Raw genomic sequence first — 16,963 nt, forward strand, 5'->3', positions numbered from 1 at the left:
TTGTTTGAGGCCTACTCAACTATGCGGGGGTGAACAGACGAAGCGAAAACTATTCAATTTTCTACTTCTAGTTCACTCCCAACTGTGCGGGGGTAGGCAAATAAATTTTTTTAAGTGGGAGAGCTATTTTTATAAATATGGATATGACTTCCTTTTATATTTCTTCCATCAGGATTATTGTGAGCGATATTAGGATCAATATCAATTCTCACTAAGTGGTGATGTGTTTCTTTAAAACGAAGATGCATACTAAACCGGTTAGCTTCTCTTTGTCCACGTTTGACTTGTAAAATGTATTCAATTTCTTCGGTATCGATAATATATTCTTTCAAGTTTACTGTACCAAATAACGTGCAGATTTGTTTGGTTGCTTCCTCAAAACTAAGAGAGTTAGCAATGTTTTTAAGACGATTAATGAATACTTTAACTAGTTCATCATTAAGATTATTCGTGTCGATTAGTCTCACCTCTATAATAAATACGCCAGCATTTCGAAAAACATTTTAAACAAGAGATTATTGGACTAAAATTTTATCAAATAATCTTTTGCGATAAATTGTCGTGAAGCAGTCAATCTATAGTATAATTTAATCAAGACAAATCGTAATAGCGTTCAGTTAGGAGGGTAAAAATGAGTAAGCAGATCATCATTGCCTCAGATTCTTTTAAAGGGAGTGCTACTTCTAAGGAAGTAGGAAGTTATATAGCAAAAGGGATTCATAGTCTATATCCAGAATACCAGACACATATATTCTCCATTGCTGATGGGGGTGAAGGAACGGTTGAAGCAGTGATGGCAGCTCTACCGGGAGAAAAAGTGACCTTGCCAGTTCGCGGACCACTAAATGAGACCGTTCAAGCCATGTATGGTTTAATTGAACAAGGACAAACAGCTATTATTGAAATGGCTCAAGCTTCCGGATTAACATTAGTTCGCGAGGACAAGCAAAATATTATGAAAGCTACGACTTTTGGTACAGGACAATTGATTTTAGATGCCATCAATCGAGGTGTTAGAAAAATATATATTGGAATCGGAGGTTCTGCTACTAATGATGGGGGGATGGGAATGGCGCAAGCTTTAGGTGTTAAGTTCCTAGATGGTAAGGATCAAGCATTAAGTGGTAATGCCCAAAACTTAAAAGCAATTGCGCAAATTGATCTAACCAAAATGAAAGTCAATCCTAAAACTATCGAGATTATAATTTTATCTGACGTCAACAATCCTTTATGTGGAGAGAATGGTGCAGCTAAAGTTTTTGGCTCTCAAAAAGGAGCTAAAGCGAATCAAATCAAAATTCTGGATGAGGGATTACAACATTATGCTGAAAAACTAAAAGAAGTCTACAATCGTGATTTTGCTTCTATCCCTGGCGCAGGCGCTGCGGGTGGATTAGGAGCGGGATTGATGGCTTTTTTAAATGCAACCTCCAAAAGTGGCATTGATGAGATTTTACAGCTGATAGAAATTGAACCAGCAATTCAAATGGCGGACCTCGTCATAACGGGTGAAGGTAGAATAGATGGCCAGTCACTTAATGGTAAAACACCGATTGGGATTGCTAGAATTGCTAAAAAGTATAGTGTACCCACGATTGCGATTGTGGGGTCACAATCTTTAGATATTGAAGCTGTTTATCAGGCGGGGATTGCAGGTGTATTTGATATTATCAATCAACCAATGACTTTAGAACAGGCGATACAACAAACCCCCAAGTTAGTAGAAGCCACTGCTAAAAATGCCATCTCAATTTATGGAGCATTAGTTGAAAACAATAATAATAGAAAATCGGTATAACTGATTTGAAAAGGAGTTTTATAAATATTAGAAGTAACAATCATTGTTTTATAAAGCTTGCAAAGATTGAGTAGCCTCATCATTATGGCGCTGAACAGAAAATAGTTTAAGTCATCTCAACCTTATGCTACGAATATCCCACTGTTTTAGTCGCCACAATCGTTATCAAAATAAAGCTAAGCTCTTTGAATTTAAAACATTTGATGCCGAGGATACACTCCTAAAATGGATACACACAATGGAACCACCTAGTTTAGCGCCAATTAGGTGGTTTTTCTCTATGGAATTTAGTTTTCATGGTATACTAAGATGTTAATGTGAGTTTGAAAGGATGAGAAGATGAAGCAAATTAAAATTATATTCTTTGATGTTGATGGTACTTTAATTGATATGAAACGAAAAAAGAGAACACCAAAGGTGGTTGAAACGCTTCGTCAATTACAAGAAAAAGGCATTAAAATAGTAATTGCGACCGGTAGATCTCCTATTCAATTACCCAAAATTGAGGGGGTTAATTTCGATGCTTATTTAACGTTTAATGGCTCTTTATGTTTCACTCCAGATGAGCCCATATTGTCGAATCCGCTCGCAAAACAAGATGTTTATCAATTGTTAGCCAATGCAAATCAGCTTCAAAAACCCATGACGATTGCAACCCAATACCGTAATGCTGCAAATGGTTTAGATACCGATTTACAAGAATATTATGGTTTTGGTGGTATAGAATTAACGGTTGATCCAGATTTTGATGACATTTTACAAAAGGAAACGATTTACCAAGTTTTAATGCCAATTAAGCAGGCACAATACGAAATGGCTTTACATAAAGTTCAAGATGCGAAAATCACTGCGTGGTGGGACCGAGCGGTCGATATTATTCCAAAGAATGGCGGCAAAGGAAGAGGTACTCAAGCGATTTTGGATTATTATGGCTTAACCAAAGAGGAAGCGATGGCTTTTGGTGATGGTAATAATGATATTGCGATGTTTGAAGCAGTCGGGCATGCAGTAGCGATGGACAATGCTTCAGATGATTTAAAGGCGGTATCTCATGCAATCTGCGGTGATGTAGCAGATGATGGAGTCTATACCTATTGTAAAGCAATCGGATTAATTGATTAATAAGGATGATGATAGATAGAGCTGATGTTGTAGTAATTCTTCAAGCTAAACGAGGGTAATAGATTGACGACACTTAATAAAGAAGTTTTGTGGTTTTATGAACAGACCTCAAGCTGTCTTTGCAACGGACTTTATCATGACAATCCGGTAAAATGTAATTAAACTCATTATAGGAGGCAGAAAAATGAAGGCTGATAAAGAGATTAAATTAGTGGCAGTAGATGTGGATGGAACATTTGTCCGTTCTGATTACACCTATGATGTCGACCGTTTTAAGGCATTACTAGAGCATATGAAGACGATTGATTGTCATTTTGTTGTCGCTAGTGGCAATCAATATTACCAGCTACGCAGCTTATTTCCAGGTTACCATGAAGAAATCAGTTTTGTTGCTGAGAATGGTGCCTTTGTAAAAGATCAAACGGAGTTAGTATTTAACGCCAACATTGAGCGAACCATTGTCCATGATATTATTGATTTTTGTGATCAATATCCAGAAATTCAATATGTTCTGTGTGGAGTAAACTCTGCCTATGTCGAAAGAGGTAAAATTAGTCAAGCTTTCTTTGATGATATGGCACTTTATTATCCACGTCTTCAATGGGTCGATGATTTAAAAGCAGTTAAAGATGAAATTTTAAAATTTGGTTTTCGGGTAAACGTTGAGGATACAGAAAAATATCTGCAATTATTTAGTGAAAAGTTAGCGGGTAAAATAGTACCTACAGGAAGTGGATATGGCTATATTGATTTAATTCTACCTGGATGTCATAAAGCTTCTGGTATTCAGCGTTTAGTAGAGCGTTGGGGATTAACAGCAGCACAATGTGTAGCCTTTGGTGATGGAGGTAATGACGTTGAAATGCTTCAATATTGTGGTCGGAGTTATGCCATGGAAAATGCGCCGGACGAAGTCAAAGAAGTTGCTAAAGCCACCTGCCCGTCGAATGAGAAACAAGGTGTCTTAACAACCTTAGAAAAACTATTTTTTGAAAATTAGAAAATTGGGTTTATGAAATTAGACGATTAAATCGTTCAGATAATATGAATATACTAAAAGATATTCTGTATCGTAAAACGGATGCTGAGAACAGGATGAGTGGCGTATGAGGATATGTTTCGCGAAATAGATGTTTAGAATTGAATAAGTGACGTCAGGCATTTTGCTTCGGAAAGTAGATGTTCAGAAACACCATAAGATAGTAGGAGAGAAAACTTGAAAAATTCTTGTTTCAACTGAGCACCCACTCCCAATCTCAAGCAATTAACATTTCTATTATAATAAACCAGAGGCTGGGCATAAACTTGATAAATTTAGTTAAGATTATTGTTCATTAATTAATAGCGCAGTGGTTGAAGTGGCCTCAAATGGCGTCTTAAGGAGGTGAGGTATCAATTTGATAAATTCAATCAAGTGATTGCTCGATATATAATAGCGCAGTGGTTGAGTGGCCTCAATCTGCGTCTTAAGGAGGTGAGGTATCAATTTGATAAATTCAATCAAGTGATTGCTCGATATTTTAAAGCACAGTGGTTGAGTGGTCTCAAATGGCGTCTTAATTAGGTAAGGTAAAAATTTGAAAAATTCAATCAACTTATTCCTCGGCAAGTAAAAGCGCAGTGGTTGAGTGGCCTCAAACTGGCGTCTTAATGTGGTTTGGGATAAAGTTGATAAATTCAATCGAGTTATTGCTCAATAATTAGAGCGCAGTGGTTGAGTGGCCTCAAACTGCGTCCCTAAACTTGTTTGAAACCTACTCAACTGTGCGGGAGTAGGCCAACGAAGCGAAAATCATTTGGTTTTCTACTTCTGGTCTACTCCCAACTTTGCGGGGGGTAGGCCGACGAAGCGAAAATTATTCAATTTTCTACTTCTTGTCCACTCCCTTTTGTTTACAAGCAAAAAATGTACATATTCATAGTTTTATATATATTTTAGCACATGAGCTAATAAAATATACCACAACATAAAACATGCGTATTTTAAAAAGTTAACTGTCCTGAGGTGAACAGACGAAGCGAAAATCAGTTCATTTTCTACTTCTGGTCTACTCCCAACTGTGCGGGGCTGACAGACAAATTGAAACTCATTTGATATGCTACTTCATAGCCAATTTTTCTATCAATCAAAGTTCCAAAATAGGGTTCTTAATGGAGAAAATAATTTTCCATCATAAAGTTAAACACCTTAAACGATGGTGGCCCCTAATGAATCTTTAAAGTGGCCTAGGGCCCATTGATGTCCTGCTTGATTGAAGCTAGCGACACCTTGTTCATGAATGACAATTTTGAAACCTTTATTATAAGCATCGACTGCTGTATGCAAGATGCAAATATCAGTACATACCCCCACTAAATGGATTTCTTCAATGTTTCTTTCGCGAAGGCGTAACTCTAAATCGGTTCCTGCAAAAGCAGAATAGCGTGTTTTATCGATATAATAGACATTTTCACGATCCTTAACGGATTGATAATAAGCTTCTAAATCGCCATATAATAAACGCCCCTCTGTGCCAGCAATATTATGGGGTGGGAATAATTGAGTTTCTGGATGATATGGATCATTTTCATAGTGTAAATCAATTGGGAAAACAACATAATCACCTTGCTCAACAAACTCTTTCGTTAAATTCAGAATATAATCATGAAGAACTTGACCAGGTTCCCCACAAGTTAATTTTCCTTCAGTAGCAACAAAATCATAGGTATAATCAATGTTTAATAAAGCTTTTTTCATTGTCGATAAACTCCTTAAAACTTTTAATTCAACTATAACTGAAAGGGGATTTATTGGCAAGGATGCCGTTTGATAATTCATATTTTTTCTTGTATTATATACCTTATTGAAAGTAATATTATTTGAACGAGAAAGAGTAGGGAAATTGAATGTTTATTGAGAAGTTGACCATCCCTCAAAGATTAACTTTGAGCTTTGCATTAGTGGTAGTTGTAGGAAGTATTTTATTATCATTACCTATAATGCATCAGCCCGGAGTACAAACGGTCTATTTAGATCATTTGTTTACCACCGTATCGATGGTCTGTGTGACGGGTTTGACGGTTTTGACTGTTGGTGATGTCTATAATACCTATGGGCAAATCATTTGTATCATTCTGATGCAAATTGGTGGTTTAGGCCTGATTACCATGTTATCAGCGAGTGCCTTGTATTTGAAGAAAAAATTGTCGTTAAAAGAACAATATACATTACAGGCGAGTTTTAGTAATGAGCATAATCTAGAGTTAAAACCATTACTAAAATCGATTTATTTATTTACTTTCTCTATAGAAGGAATAGCAGCCTTTATTTTAACTTTTATTTTTGTGCCACGTTATGGCTGGTTCAAAGGAATTTTTAACTCGGTTTTTATTGCCGTTTCAGCTTTTTGTAATGCGGGATTTGATAATTTAGGCAGTATCAGTTTACAAGGTGAAGTAACCAATGTGGTCTTAAATTTAACCATTGCGAGTTTAATTATTGCCGGAGGTATTGGCTTTATCGTATGGTTTGAAGTCATCAATATCGTTAAGGAATATTATAAATCCAGTACTAGAGTGTTTCGCATTGCTTTAAAAAAATTAAGTACGCATGCGCGCTTAGTTTTTTTATCAACGGGTATTTTACTAACATTAGGGACATTTCTAACATGGTTGACAGAAAATGGCAATCCAAATACCTTGGCTAAATATAGTTTACCCCAACAACTATTGATTAGTTTTTTTCAAACAGTATCGATGAGAACGGCTGGTTTTTCCACTTTGGATTATACGCTAACTCGTCCCATTACCAATCTGCTTTATATTATGCAAATGGTGATTGGGGGCGCACCTGGTGGGACGGCGGGTGGTTTTAAAATTACCACCGCAGCTATTTTAGTTTTATTATTTAAAGCCGAATTAAATGGTCAAAGAGAGATTCAGTTTAGACGTCGTACGATTCGTGATGAAGTGATTAAACAAACAATTGTCGTCTTAATTTTTTTCTTTACAGCCTTTATGTTAGGTTGGGCATTATTAATGACGACGCAAACACATCTAGAGCCTTTTAATCTATTGTTTGAAGTAGCCAGTGCGCTTGCAACGGTGGGAGTAACGATGAATTTAACTTCAGAGTTAGATACAATCGGTCGTATTATTATCATGAGTTTAATGTTTATTGGACGTGTCGGACCAGCAACGATTTTATTAAGCATAATGTCTAAAACGAAACGCAATATTCATTATGCCAATGCAGATATTTATATCGGATAGGAAGGGATTATCATGTTAACAAACAAGAAAATTGGATTGTTTATTACCGGTGGTATTGCGAGTTATAAGATGGCGGAACTCAGTCGTCAATTGATCAAAAAAGGTGCCGAAGTACGCGTGGTGATGAGTCAGGCTGCAACGGAGTTTATTACGCCTTTAACGATGCAAACATTAACTAAAAATCCAGTTTTACTTGATACATTTGATGAAAAAGATCCGTCGATTGTTCAACATATTCACATGGCTGATTGGTGTGATTATGTTTTGGTGGCACCAGCTACAGCCAATGTTTTAGCGAAAATGGCACATGGTTTGGCAGACGAAATTGTTTCAACCACCTTATTAGCGGTGCATTGTCCAAGACTAATCGTGCCAGCGATGAATACCAATATGTTTTATAATCCAGCCACCCAACGTAATATCAATCAATTAAAACAAGATGGTCACCAAGTGATGTTTCCAGATAAAGGATTCTTAGCAGAAGGATATGAAGGAGTCGGTCGCTTACCAGAATTAACCGCTATCGTCTCTGAATTAGAAAAATTAGTAGCTCAAAACGAATTAACTCAACTTTTAAAAGATAAGAACGTGGTAATTTCTGCTGGAGGAACGCGTGAGCGCATTGATCCGGTGCGTTATATAACGAATGATTCCAGCGGTAAGATGGGGTACGCATTGGCAGAAGCAGCTGTACATCTAGGCGCAAAGGTAACGCTCGTGTCGACCGTTCGCAATTTAACAGTGCCAACAGGTGTCGACATCCAATACGTTGAGAGTGCTCAATCATTGTTTGAAGTAATGCAACAAGCGTTAAAGGAGAATGACATTGCCATTATGACCGCTGCAGTGAGCGATTATCGGGTTAAAAATCAAGTGTCCCAAAAGATTAAAAAACAAGCCGATCAAGAGGGGTTAACCTTGGATTTAGTTGAAAACCCTGATATTTTGGCTTATTTAGGACAGCATAAGGAACCTGGACAGATTGTAGTTGGCTTTGCAGCTGAAACACATAATGTACTAGAATTCGCCAAAGGTAAATTAGAACGTAAAAAAGCGGATTGGATTGTGGCGAATGATGTCTCTAGAAAAGATGCCGGATTTAGTTCAGATCATAATCAAGTAACATTAATAGGTAAAGATGACCGTGTGGTTCCTTTAGAATATGGAACTAAAAAAGAATTAGCTTACCAAATTTGGCAAGTAATAATGGGGTAGATTAATAGATGAAAATACGATCAGCAACTTTAGCCGATATACCAGAGATGAAAGAGATATTTGAGATTGGTCGCCAAAAACAAATAGCAACGGGTAATCCTAATCAATGGCTACCAGGGTATCCGAGTATCGAACAATTGACAGCCGATATCAATAGCGGTACGTCCTATGTATGTTTCAATGACACAGAAGAAATGGTAGGGACTTTTTACCTATTAATGGGGGACGATCCGACCTATCAGGTCATCGAAGAAGGTCAATGGTTAAATGATTTATCTTATGTCACGATTCACCGAATCGTTTCAAAATATGACAAACAAGGTATCGGCCAACAATGTATCCAATGGGTCATGAACCACTATCCAAATATTAAAATTGATACCCATGAATTAAATCGACCGATGCGACAATTATTAACCAAATTAGGATTTCAATATTGTGGCATTATTTATTTACCAGATGGACGCACACGCGTCGCATATCAATATTATCAGGAAGATAGGATGACAAGATGAGTTTAGTAGTAAAAAATATGAGTAGCGGTTATCGAGGGATTCCCGTTTTAAAAAAGATTAATTTTACCATCCCTTATGGTGAAATAGTGGGTTTAATAGGACTAAATGGCGCTGGTAAGTCAACCTTACTTAAAACGATTTTAGGCTTAATCAAACCCATTGAAGGGCAAATTACAATTGGCAATCAAACGATAAATGAACATCAATCGCAATTCTCTCAACAATTAGCCTATATCCCAGAAACACCTGTTTTGTACGAAGAGTTGACCTTAAAGGAACATTTGGAAATGACGGCGTTAGGCTATGGATTACCAATCGAAACAGTCATGGAACGAGCAAAGCCGCTATTAAAATTATTCCGTTTAGAAAATCATTTAAACTGGTTTCCGATTCATTTCTCAAAAGGAATGAAACAAAAAGTGATGATTATTTGTGCAATGGTAACCGATGCGAAAGTCATGATTATTGACGAGCCATTTTTAGGTTTAGACCCATTAGCCATTAAACATTTCACCGAATTATTAAAACAAAGAGCGCAACAAGGTACCGCTATTATTTTTACGACGCATGTTTTAATGATTGCGGAACAATTATGTGATCAGTATTTAATGTTACAAGCGGGAGAAATTATCGCAAAAGGTGACCTAAAGACTATACAAGAACAATTTGGACAACCGGAGGCAACGCTTGATGAACTATATGTTCAGATGACGGAGGCCGCTCAATGAAAAATTTAACAGAATTAAGGCAAAAGAGATTACAATCATTAATCAAAGAAATGGGCAAATATGGTCGCTTGATTTTTAATGATCATTTTTCTGTCATCTTATTTGTTATCCTCGGATTTTTCATGTTTTTCTATCGTGAACAATTAGTCGCACTTCAAGGTGATCACACTACGATATTAACAACACCACTCATCTTGTTTATGGGGATAATGCTAGGGGTACTGAGTACTTATGGGCGTCCCATATGGTTGATGAAAGCAGCCGATCGCAGTTATGTCTATCCACGAGGGGCAGAATGGCGTCCTTATTGGCTCAAGGGGACATTATTAGGCTTGATAATACCTCTAGTCTTAAATGGCTTGTTAGCGAGTTTAATCTTTCCATTTGCTGCGACTGGACTCAATTGGAATCGTCAGTTTATCTATCTGTGGGTATTAATGCAATTATTAGCAGTTGTTTTATATCATATGCAAATGTTTAGTCGTATTTTTACTGAGCGCACTTTAGGTAAAAATTATCAAGCCATTTTATATGGTGGCTTGTTGGTGGTTTCTTTAGTGCTATTAGGGCAATGGGGAATTTTAGTGATGATGGCCTTATTAGCTCTCGCCATTGGCTATTATCTCTTTGTTTGTTATCAAAATCGACAAGCGTGGTTAGACTTTGATTATACTATCGAAGTAGATGCAGAAAGAACGAATGTTTTTTATAAATGGATTAGCTTCTTTGCTGATGTACCACAAACGCAAGTAGTGGTTAAAAGACGTGCTTATTTAGATAAATTAATCGATTTATTAACCGGAAAAAGCCCAAATCGAGAATATTACTTATTTTTAAGGCTATTATTTAGAAATAATACATTTAGTGGTATTTGGTTGAGATTGCTAGTTTTTATTTTTGTGATGTTATTATTAACGGAAAATATTTATTTAATCGTAGGATTGGGGTTAATTGGCTTCTATTTAACTTTAGTGCAGATTTTGCCAATGGTTCATTATTATGATGCGAATCCCTTTCAACGCATTTATCCAACGAATCAAAGCCACTTAATCGGTGCGTTACAAAAAGTCTCCGTGATTATATTGCTCATTCAATGGTTGGCTTTTAATATCGCCACTATTATTACAATTGGTTTTGGACAAACTTTTTTAATGATTAGTATTTTATGGCTAGTACTGATTATGTTAATGGTTTATTTATATATTCCATTTTGGTTGCATAAACAAGAATAGAGCCAACATTTAGGATATTGTAATCAAATTGAAATGATAAAAGCGGTATTAAACGATTTTTGTTAGTGAAAGTTGCAAAATTATTTGCTAAAATATAAGATGATACTTCGCAATCAGTGCGAAATGGAGAGGATAGAGGTGGCAATAATGCAATTATCGAGCAGTTTATTTGGCTACAATAAAACCGAAGTAGATCGTGCATTACAAGAAAAAGATGCCCAAATAGAAGCGTTAAATAAACAAATTTCAGAAATTCAAACACAATTAAATGAGTATATTGAAATGGAACAAGCTTTAAAAGATGGGATTGTAGATGCGCGAATGACTGGAAATAAAATCGTAGCGGAATCTAATGATGAGGCAGAGAAGATTTTAAAGCGTACCAATGAACAAGTGACGCAATATAAAGAGGAATTTGCACACCATAGTCATGAACTCGTCAATTCAGGGATGGGAATGCGTGAGATGATGAAGAAAATGCAAAAAGAAATGCAAGATGTGGTGGCAACTTATCAAGAGATGTTAGAAAATACAGATTTTGATACGTTATATCCAGAAGATCAAATTAGTCGATTCAGTGGACAAATTGAAGCCTATGAAAATATGGAGATTTCAACACCACGTCAACAGAAGAAAAAATTATGGGACAATACGAGTATTACTGAAGAAGAAAAGAAAGAATTAGAAAAATTAATTCATGAAGTGATTGCCAATGAAAAGCAAGAACCGGCTTCAGCTTCAGAATCAAAGTTAGTTAAATTTGCTAAGATGTAGTAAAATATGAACAGACGAGAGACTGGGCATAAACTTGATAAAGTTAGTTAAGATTATTGTTCGTTAATTAAAAGCGCAGTGGTTAAGTGGCCTCAAATTGCGTCTTAAAGTAGCTGGGAATAATCTTGAAAAATTCAGTCAAACTAGTGCTTATTCATTAAGAGCGCAGTGGTTGAGTGGTATCAACCTGCGTCTTAATGACTTGTTTGATACCTACTCAACTGTGCGGGGGGTGGACAGACGAAGTGAAAATCATCCGATTTTCTACTTCTGGTCTACTCCCTTGTCTTGTGGCGTTCTATAATGGCGCAGAAGTTGAATGGCGTAAAATGTGGTCTATTCAGAGCTTGTTTTATTGCGATTCAATAGTGCGGGGGTGGGCAGACGTAGCGAAAATCAATCGATTTTCTACTTCTTGTTCACTCCTTTGATTTTTTTAAATAATGAATTAATAAAGATAGGAGTTTCTAATGGCAATCAACTTAAAAAAAGAAGTAAATAAACGCCGAACTTTTGCGATTATTTCCCATCCGGATGCAGGGAAAACAACGATTACAGAACAATTCTTATTGTTTAGTGGGGCAATCCGTGAAGCGGGAACGGTAAAAGCAAAAGGTAAAAAATCAAACAAATTTGCAAAATCTGACTGGATGGAAATCGAAAAACAAAGAGGGATTTCGGTAACGAGTTCAGTGATGCAAGTGGATTATGATGGGTTCCAAGTGAATATTGTCGATACACCTGGGCACGAAGATTTCTCAGAAGATACGTATCGAACATTAATGGCCGTAGACGCAGCCGTGATGGTGGTGGATTCAGGTAAAGGGATTGAGCCACAAACGAAAAAATTATTTGAAGTTTGTAGCATGCGTGGCATTCCCATTTTTACATTTATGAATAAATTAGACCGTGATGGGCGCGAACCATTAGAATTAGTTGCGGAATTAGAAGAAGTTTTAGGCATTGATGCCTATCCAATGAATTGGCCAATGGGGATGGGAAAAGGTTTATTAGGTTTATATGATTTATATAATAAGCGAGTTGAATTAAAAGGTCCTGAAGAGGGTGAAGAAACGTATATCCCACTAGACGAAGAGGGCGAAGCCGTAGGGGAACATTCATTTAAAGAATCTTCCATCTATACTCAAGCACTAGAAGATGCACAATTGTTAGCGGAAGCAGGTAATGAATTTGACCGCGAATTAATCAATACAGGTAAATTAACCCCAGTCTTCTTTGGATCGGCCTTAACCGGATTTGGTGTTCAAACTTTCTTTGATGCCTTTGTTGACCTAGCACCGGCCCCATCTAAAGTGGAGACCAAAGATGAGTCGATCGTCGTCGATCCGACGGATGAACAGTTTACAGGCTTTATTTTCAAAATCCAAGCCAATATGAACCCGGCTCACCGCGATCGTATTGCTTTTATCCGCATTTGTTCCGGATCGTTTGAAAAAGGGATGAATGTCACCTTAAAGAGAACCGGTAAGGTATTGCGTTTAGCCCATACAACGCAGTTTATGGCTGATTCACGTGAAGAAACGCAAGAAGCCGTAGCAGGCGATATTATTGGTTTGTATGATACTGGTAATTTACAAATCGGCGATACGATTTTTTCAGGAAAAAGCAATGTTGAGTTTAAACCATTACCACAATTTACCCCTGAATTATTTATGAAAGTGACACCTAAAAACGTGATGAAACAAAAATCTTTTCATAAAGGAATTGAACAATTAGTTCAAGAAGGGGCGATTCAATTATATAAGACTTATCATACTGAAGAATATATTATTGGAGCTGTGGGGCAATTACAATTTGAAGTTTTCCAATACCGTTTATTACATGAGTATAATGCGGAAGTTGTAATGACCCCAATGGGGAACAAAATTGCTCGTTGGATCGACGAGAAAGATTTAAACCCGAACATGTCAAGTAGTCGTAATTTATTAACGCGTGACCGTTTCGGAAATCCAGTATTTTTATTTGAAAATCAATTCGCTGAAAATTGGTTTAAAGATAAATATCCTGATGTGACATTATTGCAGTTACTTTAATAAAAGAATCGATAAAAAAACCACTAAGTTAAACCGAATGCATCTTTGCTGGCTGATTAAGATAAGCCCTTGATGATTACTGGTAAAGCTTAGTGGTTATTATTTAATTTTTTAACTCGAATTGAATGAAGTTATCACCTTTTATCGTTTCTAATTCATCTACATTTGTGTCAGGGAGTAATTTACCTAAAACAAAGTCGATTTCTCTTTGGCGAACCGGTCTAGTTTTATTAATGATAATAATATTTTGATGTGTATTAGCGATAGTATAAATAACTGTACAAGGCCCAACAGAATAGACACGAACTGAGTGAGAGTCGGTGTTTTCTAGTTGGCGAGTTACTAAATCTGAGTGGCTATTGGTAACATCGATTAATTTCATGTAGAACCTCCTCTGCTTTTGTCTACTATTATAATCTTATTTAGCTGAAAATAACAGTAAAAAAGCTGATAAAATAAAAATAATTAATACAATAACTATAAATTACGAATGCTGGCCAATATTAAATAAAAATATGTAAAAGGGTTTTCAAAACTTGTGAAAAGTAGTACAATGGTGTTGGCGCTTCAAAATATTAGCGGCAAAGAGAGCTAAAAAGGGTTTTATTAAAGAAAATCAGCATAAATAGTTGTTAGAACCTTAAAAAAATGGTATTCTTACTATGATAGGGTTCAGTTTTGATAAATCTCAAAACGGCTCTTAATAAATTATCTTAAAGGGGTATTGTATTATGGAAAAGAAAGAATTTCATGTAGTAGCTGAAACAGGAATCCACGCTCGTCCAGCAACTTTATTAGTTCAAACTGCGAGCAAATTTTCTTCAGATTTAAACTTAGAATATAAAGGTAAATCAGTTAACCTTAAATCTATCATGGGTGTAATGTCATTAGGTGTTGGCCAAGGAGCTGACGTAGTGATTACAGCTGAAGGTGCCGATGAAGTTGAAGCAATCGCAGCAGTTGCTGAAACCATGAAAAACGAAGGTTTAGCTAACTAATATGAGAACAGTTAAATTAACTGGGATTGCAGCGAGCGATGGCATTGCTATCGCTCCTGTTTATCTTTTAACAGAACCAAACCTTTCTTTTGAAACAAAACGTGTTGAAGATGCGGATGCAGAGGTTGCTCGTTTAGATGCTGCTTATGAGCAAGCGATTGTAGAAGTTTCAAAAATTAGAGATATTGCTAAAGAATCTTTAGGTGCGGAAGAAGCGCAAGTCTTTGAAGCGCACTTAATGGTTTTACAAGATCCTGAATTTACGGATCAAGTAAAAATGAAAATTAAAGAGGAAAATGTGAATGCTGAAGCTGCGTTACATGAAGTTTCAACATTCTTTATTAACATGTTTGCTGGAATGGAAGACAATCCTTATATGCAAGAACGTGCAGCTGATATTAAAGATGTTAGCGAACGTGTCTTAGCTGCATTATTAGGCGTTAAATTACCAAGTCCTGCAACCATCGATGAGGAAGTCGTTGTGATTGCACACGACTTAACACCAAGTGATACAGCGCAATTAAACAAAGATTTTGTAAAAGCGTTCGTAACCAACATTGGTGGACGTACTTCTCACTCAGCAATTATGGCGCGTTCTTTAGAAATTCCAGCTATCGTTGGAACAAAATCAATTACTGAAACAGTAAAAGATGGCGATTTATTAATTGTTGATGCGTTAGAAGGCGTGGTATTGTTAAATCCAACAGAAGAAGAAATTAAAGAGTACCAAGCTAAAGCAGATGCTTATGCTGCCCAAAAAGCAGAATGGGAAAAATTAGTTTCAGCACCATCTGTAACTAAAGATGGTCATCATGTTGAATTAGCGGCTAACATCGGAACACCAAAAGACGTTAAAGGTGTCTTAGAAAATGGAGCCGAAGGTGTTGGTTTATACCGTACTGAATTCTTATATATGGATTCACCAGACTTCCCAACCGAAGATGATCAATACGAAGCATATAAAACAGTATTAGAGTCAATGGACGGTAAGGGTGTTGTTGTTCGTACAATGGATATTGGTGGAGATAAAGAATTACCTTATTTAACTTTACCAGAAGAAATGAACCCATTCTTAGGTTACCGTGCAATTCGTATCTCATTAGACCGCAAAGAAATGTTCAAAACACAATTACGTGCTTTATTAAGAGCGTCTGTTCATGGTGATTTACGTATTATGTTCCCAATGATTGCAACGTTACAAGAATTCCGTGCTGCTAAAGCGATTTTAGATGAAACTAAAGCTGAGTTAGTAGCAGAAGGAGTAGAAGTTTCAGATTCAATCCAAGTAGGGATTATGATCGAAATTCCAGCGGCTGCTGTTTTAGCGCACCAATTTGCTAAAGAAGTAGACTTCTTCAGTATTGGTACGAATGACTTAATTCAATATACAATGGCTGCAGACCGTATGAATGAACAAGTTTCATACTTATACCAACCATATAATCCATCAATCTTGACGTTAATTAAGCACGTTATTGAATCTTCACATAAAGAAGGTAAATGGACTGGTATGTGTGGGGAAATGGCCGGCGACCAAATCGCTGTTCCGTTATTATTAGGTATGGGCTTAGATGAATTCTCTATGAGTGCTACTAGCGTATTAAAAACTCGTAGCTTAATTAGTAAATTAAACTTAACGGATATGCAAGCACTAGCTGACAAAGCGATTAACGAATGTTCAACTGCTGAAGAAGTAGTAGAATTAGTTAATGCTGCGGTTGAAGCTGCTCAAAACAACTAATTTTTAATTAAATCACTAAGAGGTTAGGAGAAATTCACTGAATTTCATCTCGACCTCTTTTTTGCATTTTAAAGTTCGAAAAAAACGGACTTAATATAGGGATGAGTTGAGGACAGTGAATGAATGTTTTGTGTCTCTTTGCCAAATGTTGTGGGCATGAAAATTTCTCTATTCACCTATAGCTAAAAGTATAGAGGCATTTTTTAGTACGTATCGTTATCAAATTTTGCAAGAACAAAAACCATGTTGATTTAGCTGAATTATCTTTTACACTCTATTGGAGCTTATGAGTGCATAAACGAGAGGGTATAAATGCTAACATAAAAATGTACAGTTTTGACAAAATAAAGATGTACAAATAAAAGCTTCACAGACAGGAGGAGATAACGGATAATCATTCATGAGGTGATGTGAATGTATAATCCAATCCAGATAGATTTTGCGGATGATTTAAAAGCGCAGTGGTTGAGTGGCTCAACCTGCGTCTTAATGAGGTTAGGCAAAAATTGGATAAATTCAACTAAGTGTTTGCTTG

General features: G+C 36.5%; 15 protein-coding genes. 12 read left to right on the forward strand and 3 right to left on the reverse strand.

Annotated elements, in window-relative coordinates:
- Window positions 1–110: 110 nt before the first annotated feature.
- Window positions 111–467: a DUF6978 family protein gene (locus HMPREF2811_RS04690; RefSeq protein WP_071408315.1), complete on the reverse strand. Its 357-nt coding sequence runs from the start codon at window positions 465–467 to the stop codon at window positions 111–113.
- A gap of 164 nt (window positions 468–631) precedes the next feature.
- On the opposite strand from HMPREF2811_RS04690, the gene HMPREF2811_RS04695 reads away from it, so the two are divergent.
- From HMPREF2811_RS04695 to HMPREF2811_RS04705, 3 genes are all read left to right on the forward strand, one after another.
- A complete protein-coding gene (locus HMPREF2811_RS04695; protein ID WP_071408316.1) occupies window positions 632–1,798 on the forward strand; it encodes a glycerate kinase family protein in 1,167 nt (388 codons plus the stop codon).
- A 339-nt stretch (window positions 1,799–2,137) separates the two neighbouring features.
- Entirely contained in the window at window positions 2,138–2,920 is a 783-nt protein-coding gene (locus HMPREF2811_RS04700) for an HAD family hydrolase (RefSeq protein WP_071408317.1), read from the forward strand.
- Between the two features lie 184 nt (window positions 2,921–3,104).
- A complete protein-coding gene (locus HMPREF2811_RS04705) occupies window positions 3,105–3,920 on the forward strand; it encodes a Cof-type HAD-IIB family hydrolase (protein WP_071408318.1) in 816 nt (271 codons plus the stop codon).
- Between the two features lie 1,188 nt (window positions 3,921–5,108).
- Here the strand turns inward: HMPREF2811_RS04705 and HMPREF2811_RS04710 are convergent.
- The gene (locus HMPREF2811_RS04710; RefSeq protein WP_066126720.1) at window positions 5,109–5,657 is read right to left on the reverse strand and encodes a cysteine hydrolase family protein; all 549 of its coding nucleotides are present in this window, start codon (window positions 5,655–5,657) and stop codon (window positions 5,109–5,111) included.
- A 149-nt stretch (window positions 5,658–5,806) separates the two neighbouring features.
- Between HMPREF2811_RS04710 and HMPREF2811_RS04715 the strand changes: the two genes are divergently transcribed.
- From HMPREF2811_RS04715 to HMPREF2811_RS04745, 7 genes are all read left to right on the forward strand, one after another.
- Window positions 5,807–7,171, forward strand: coding sequence for a TrkH family potassium uptake protein (locus tag HMPREF2811_RS04715; protein WP_071408319.1), 1,365 nt, complete (start codon window positions 5,807–5,809; stop codon window positions 7,169–7,171).
- Between the two features lie 12 nt (window positions 7,172–7,183).
- The gene (coaBC, locus tag HMPREF2811_RS04720) at window positions 7,184–8,386 is read left to right on the forward strand and encodes a bifunctional phosphopantothenoylcysteine decarboxylase/phosphopantothenate--cysteine ligase CoaBC (protein WP_071408320.1); all 1,203 of its coding nucleotides are present in this window, start codon (window positions 7,184–7,186) and stop codon (window positions 8,384–8,386) included.
- An 8-nt stretch (window positions 8,387–8,394) separates the two neighbouring features.
- Window positions 8,395–8,901, forward strand: coding sequence for a GNAT family N-acetyltransferase (locus tag HMPREF2811_RS04725; RefSeq protein WP_071408321.1), 507 nt, complete (start codon window positions 8,395–8,397; stop codon window positions 8,899–8,901).
- Window positions 8,898–9,629 carry an ABC transporter ATP-binding protein gene (locus HMPREF2811_RS04730; protein WP_071408322.1) on the forward strand — a complete coding sequence of 244 codons (732 nt, stop codon included), beginning with the start codon at window positions 8,898–8,900 and terminating at the stop codon, window positions 9,627–9,629. Before HMPREF2811_RS04725 ends, HMPREF2811_RS04730 begins: the two co-directional genes overlap by 4 nt.
- Window positions 9,626–10,861, forward strand: a complete 1,236-nt coding sequence (locus HMPREF2811_RS04735; protein ID WP_071408323.1) for an ABC transporter permease — start codon at window positions 9,626–9,628, stop codon at window positions 10,859–10,861. Before HMPREF2811_RS04730 ends, HMPREF2811_RS04735 begins: the two co-directional genes overlap by 4 nt.
- 147 nt (window positions 10,862–11,008) lie before the next feature.
- Complete coding sequence (locus HMPREF2811_RS04740) at window positions 11,009–11,635, forward strand: DivIVA domain-containing protein (protein ID WP_071408324.1); 627 nt, start codon at window positions 11,009–11,011, stop codon at window positions 11,633–11,635.
- A gap of 470 nt (window positions 11,636–12,105) precedes the next feature.
- Window positions 12,106–13,689 carry a peptide chain release factor 3 gene (locus tag HMPREF2811_RS04745; RefSeq protein WP_066126874.1) on the forward strand — a complete coding sequence of 528 codons (1,584 nt, stop codon included), beginning with the start codon at window positions 12,106–12,108 and terminating at the stop codon, window positions 13,687–13,689.
- A gap of 103 nt (window positions 13,690–13,792) precedes the next feature.
- Here HMPREF2811_RS04745 and HMPREF2811_RS04750 read toward each other — a convergent pair whose 3' ends face one another.
- A complete protein-coding gene (locus HMPREF2811_RS04750; protein ID WP_066126872.1) occupies window positions 13,793–14,071 on the reverse strand; it encodes a DUF1827 family protein in 279 nt (92 codons plus the stop codon).
- A 349-nt stretch (window positions 14,072–14,420) separates the two neighbouring features.
- On the opposite strand from HMPREF2811_RS04750, the gene HMPREF2811_RS04755 reads away from it, so the two are divergent.
- Together HMPREF2811_RS04755 and ptsP are read left to right on the forward strand one after the other, a co-directional pair.
- A complete protein-coding gene (locus HMPREF2811_RS04755; protein WP_066126871.1) occupies window positions 14,421–14,687 on the forward strand; it encodes a phosphocarrier protein HPr in 267 nt (88 codons plus the stop codon).
- Between the two features lies 1 nt (window position 14,688).
- Entirely contained in the window at window positions 14,689–16,428 is a 1,740-nt protein-coding gene (gene ptsP / locus HMPREF2811_RS04760) for a phosphoenolpyruvate--protein phosphotransferase (protein WP_071408325.1), read from the forward strand.
- Window positions 16,429–16,963: the final 535 nt, after the last annotated feature.

Source organism: Globicatella sp. HMSC072A10, assembly GCF_001811625.1.
Taxonomy (GTDB): domain Bacteria; phylum Bacillota; class Bacilli; order Lactobacillales; family Aerococcaceae; genus Globicatella; species Globicatella sanguinis.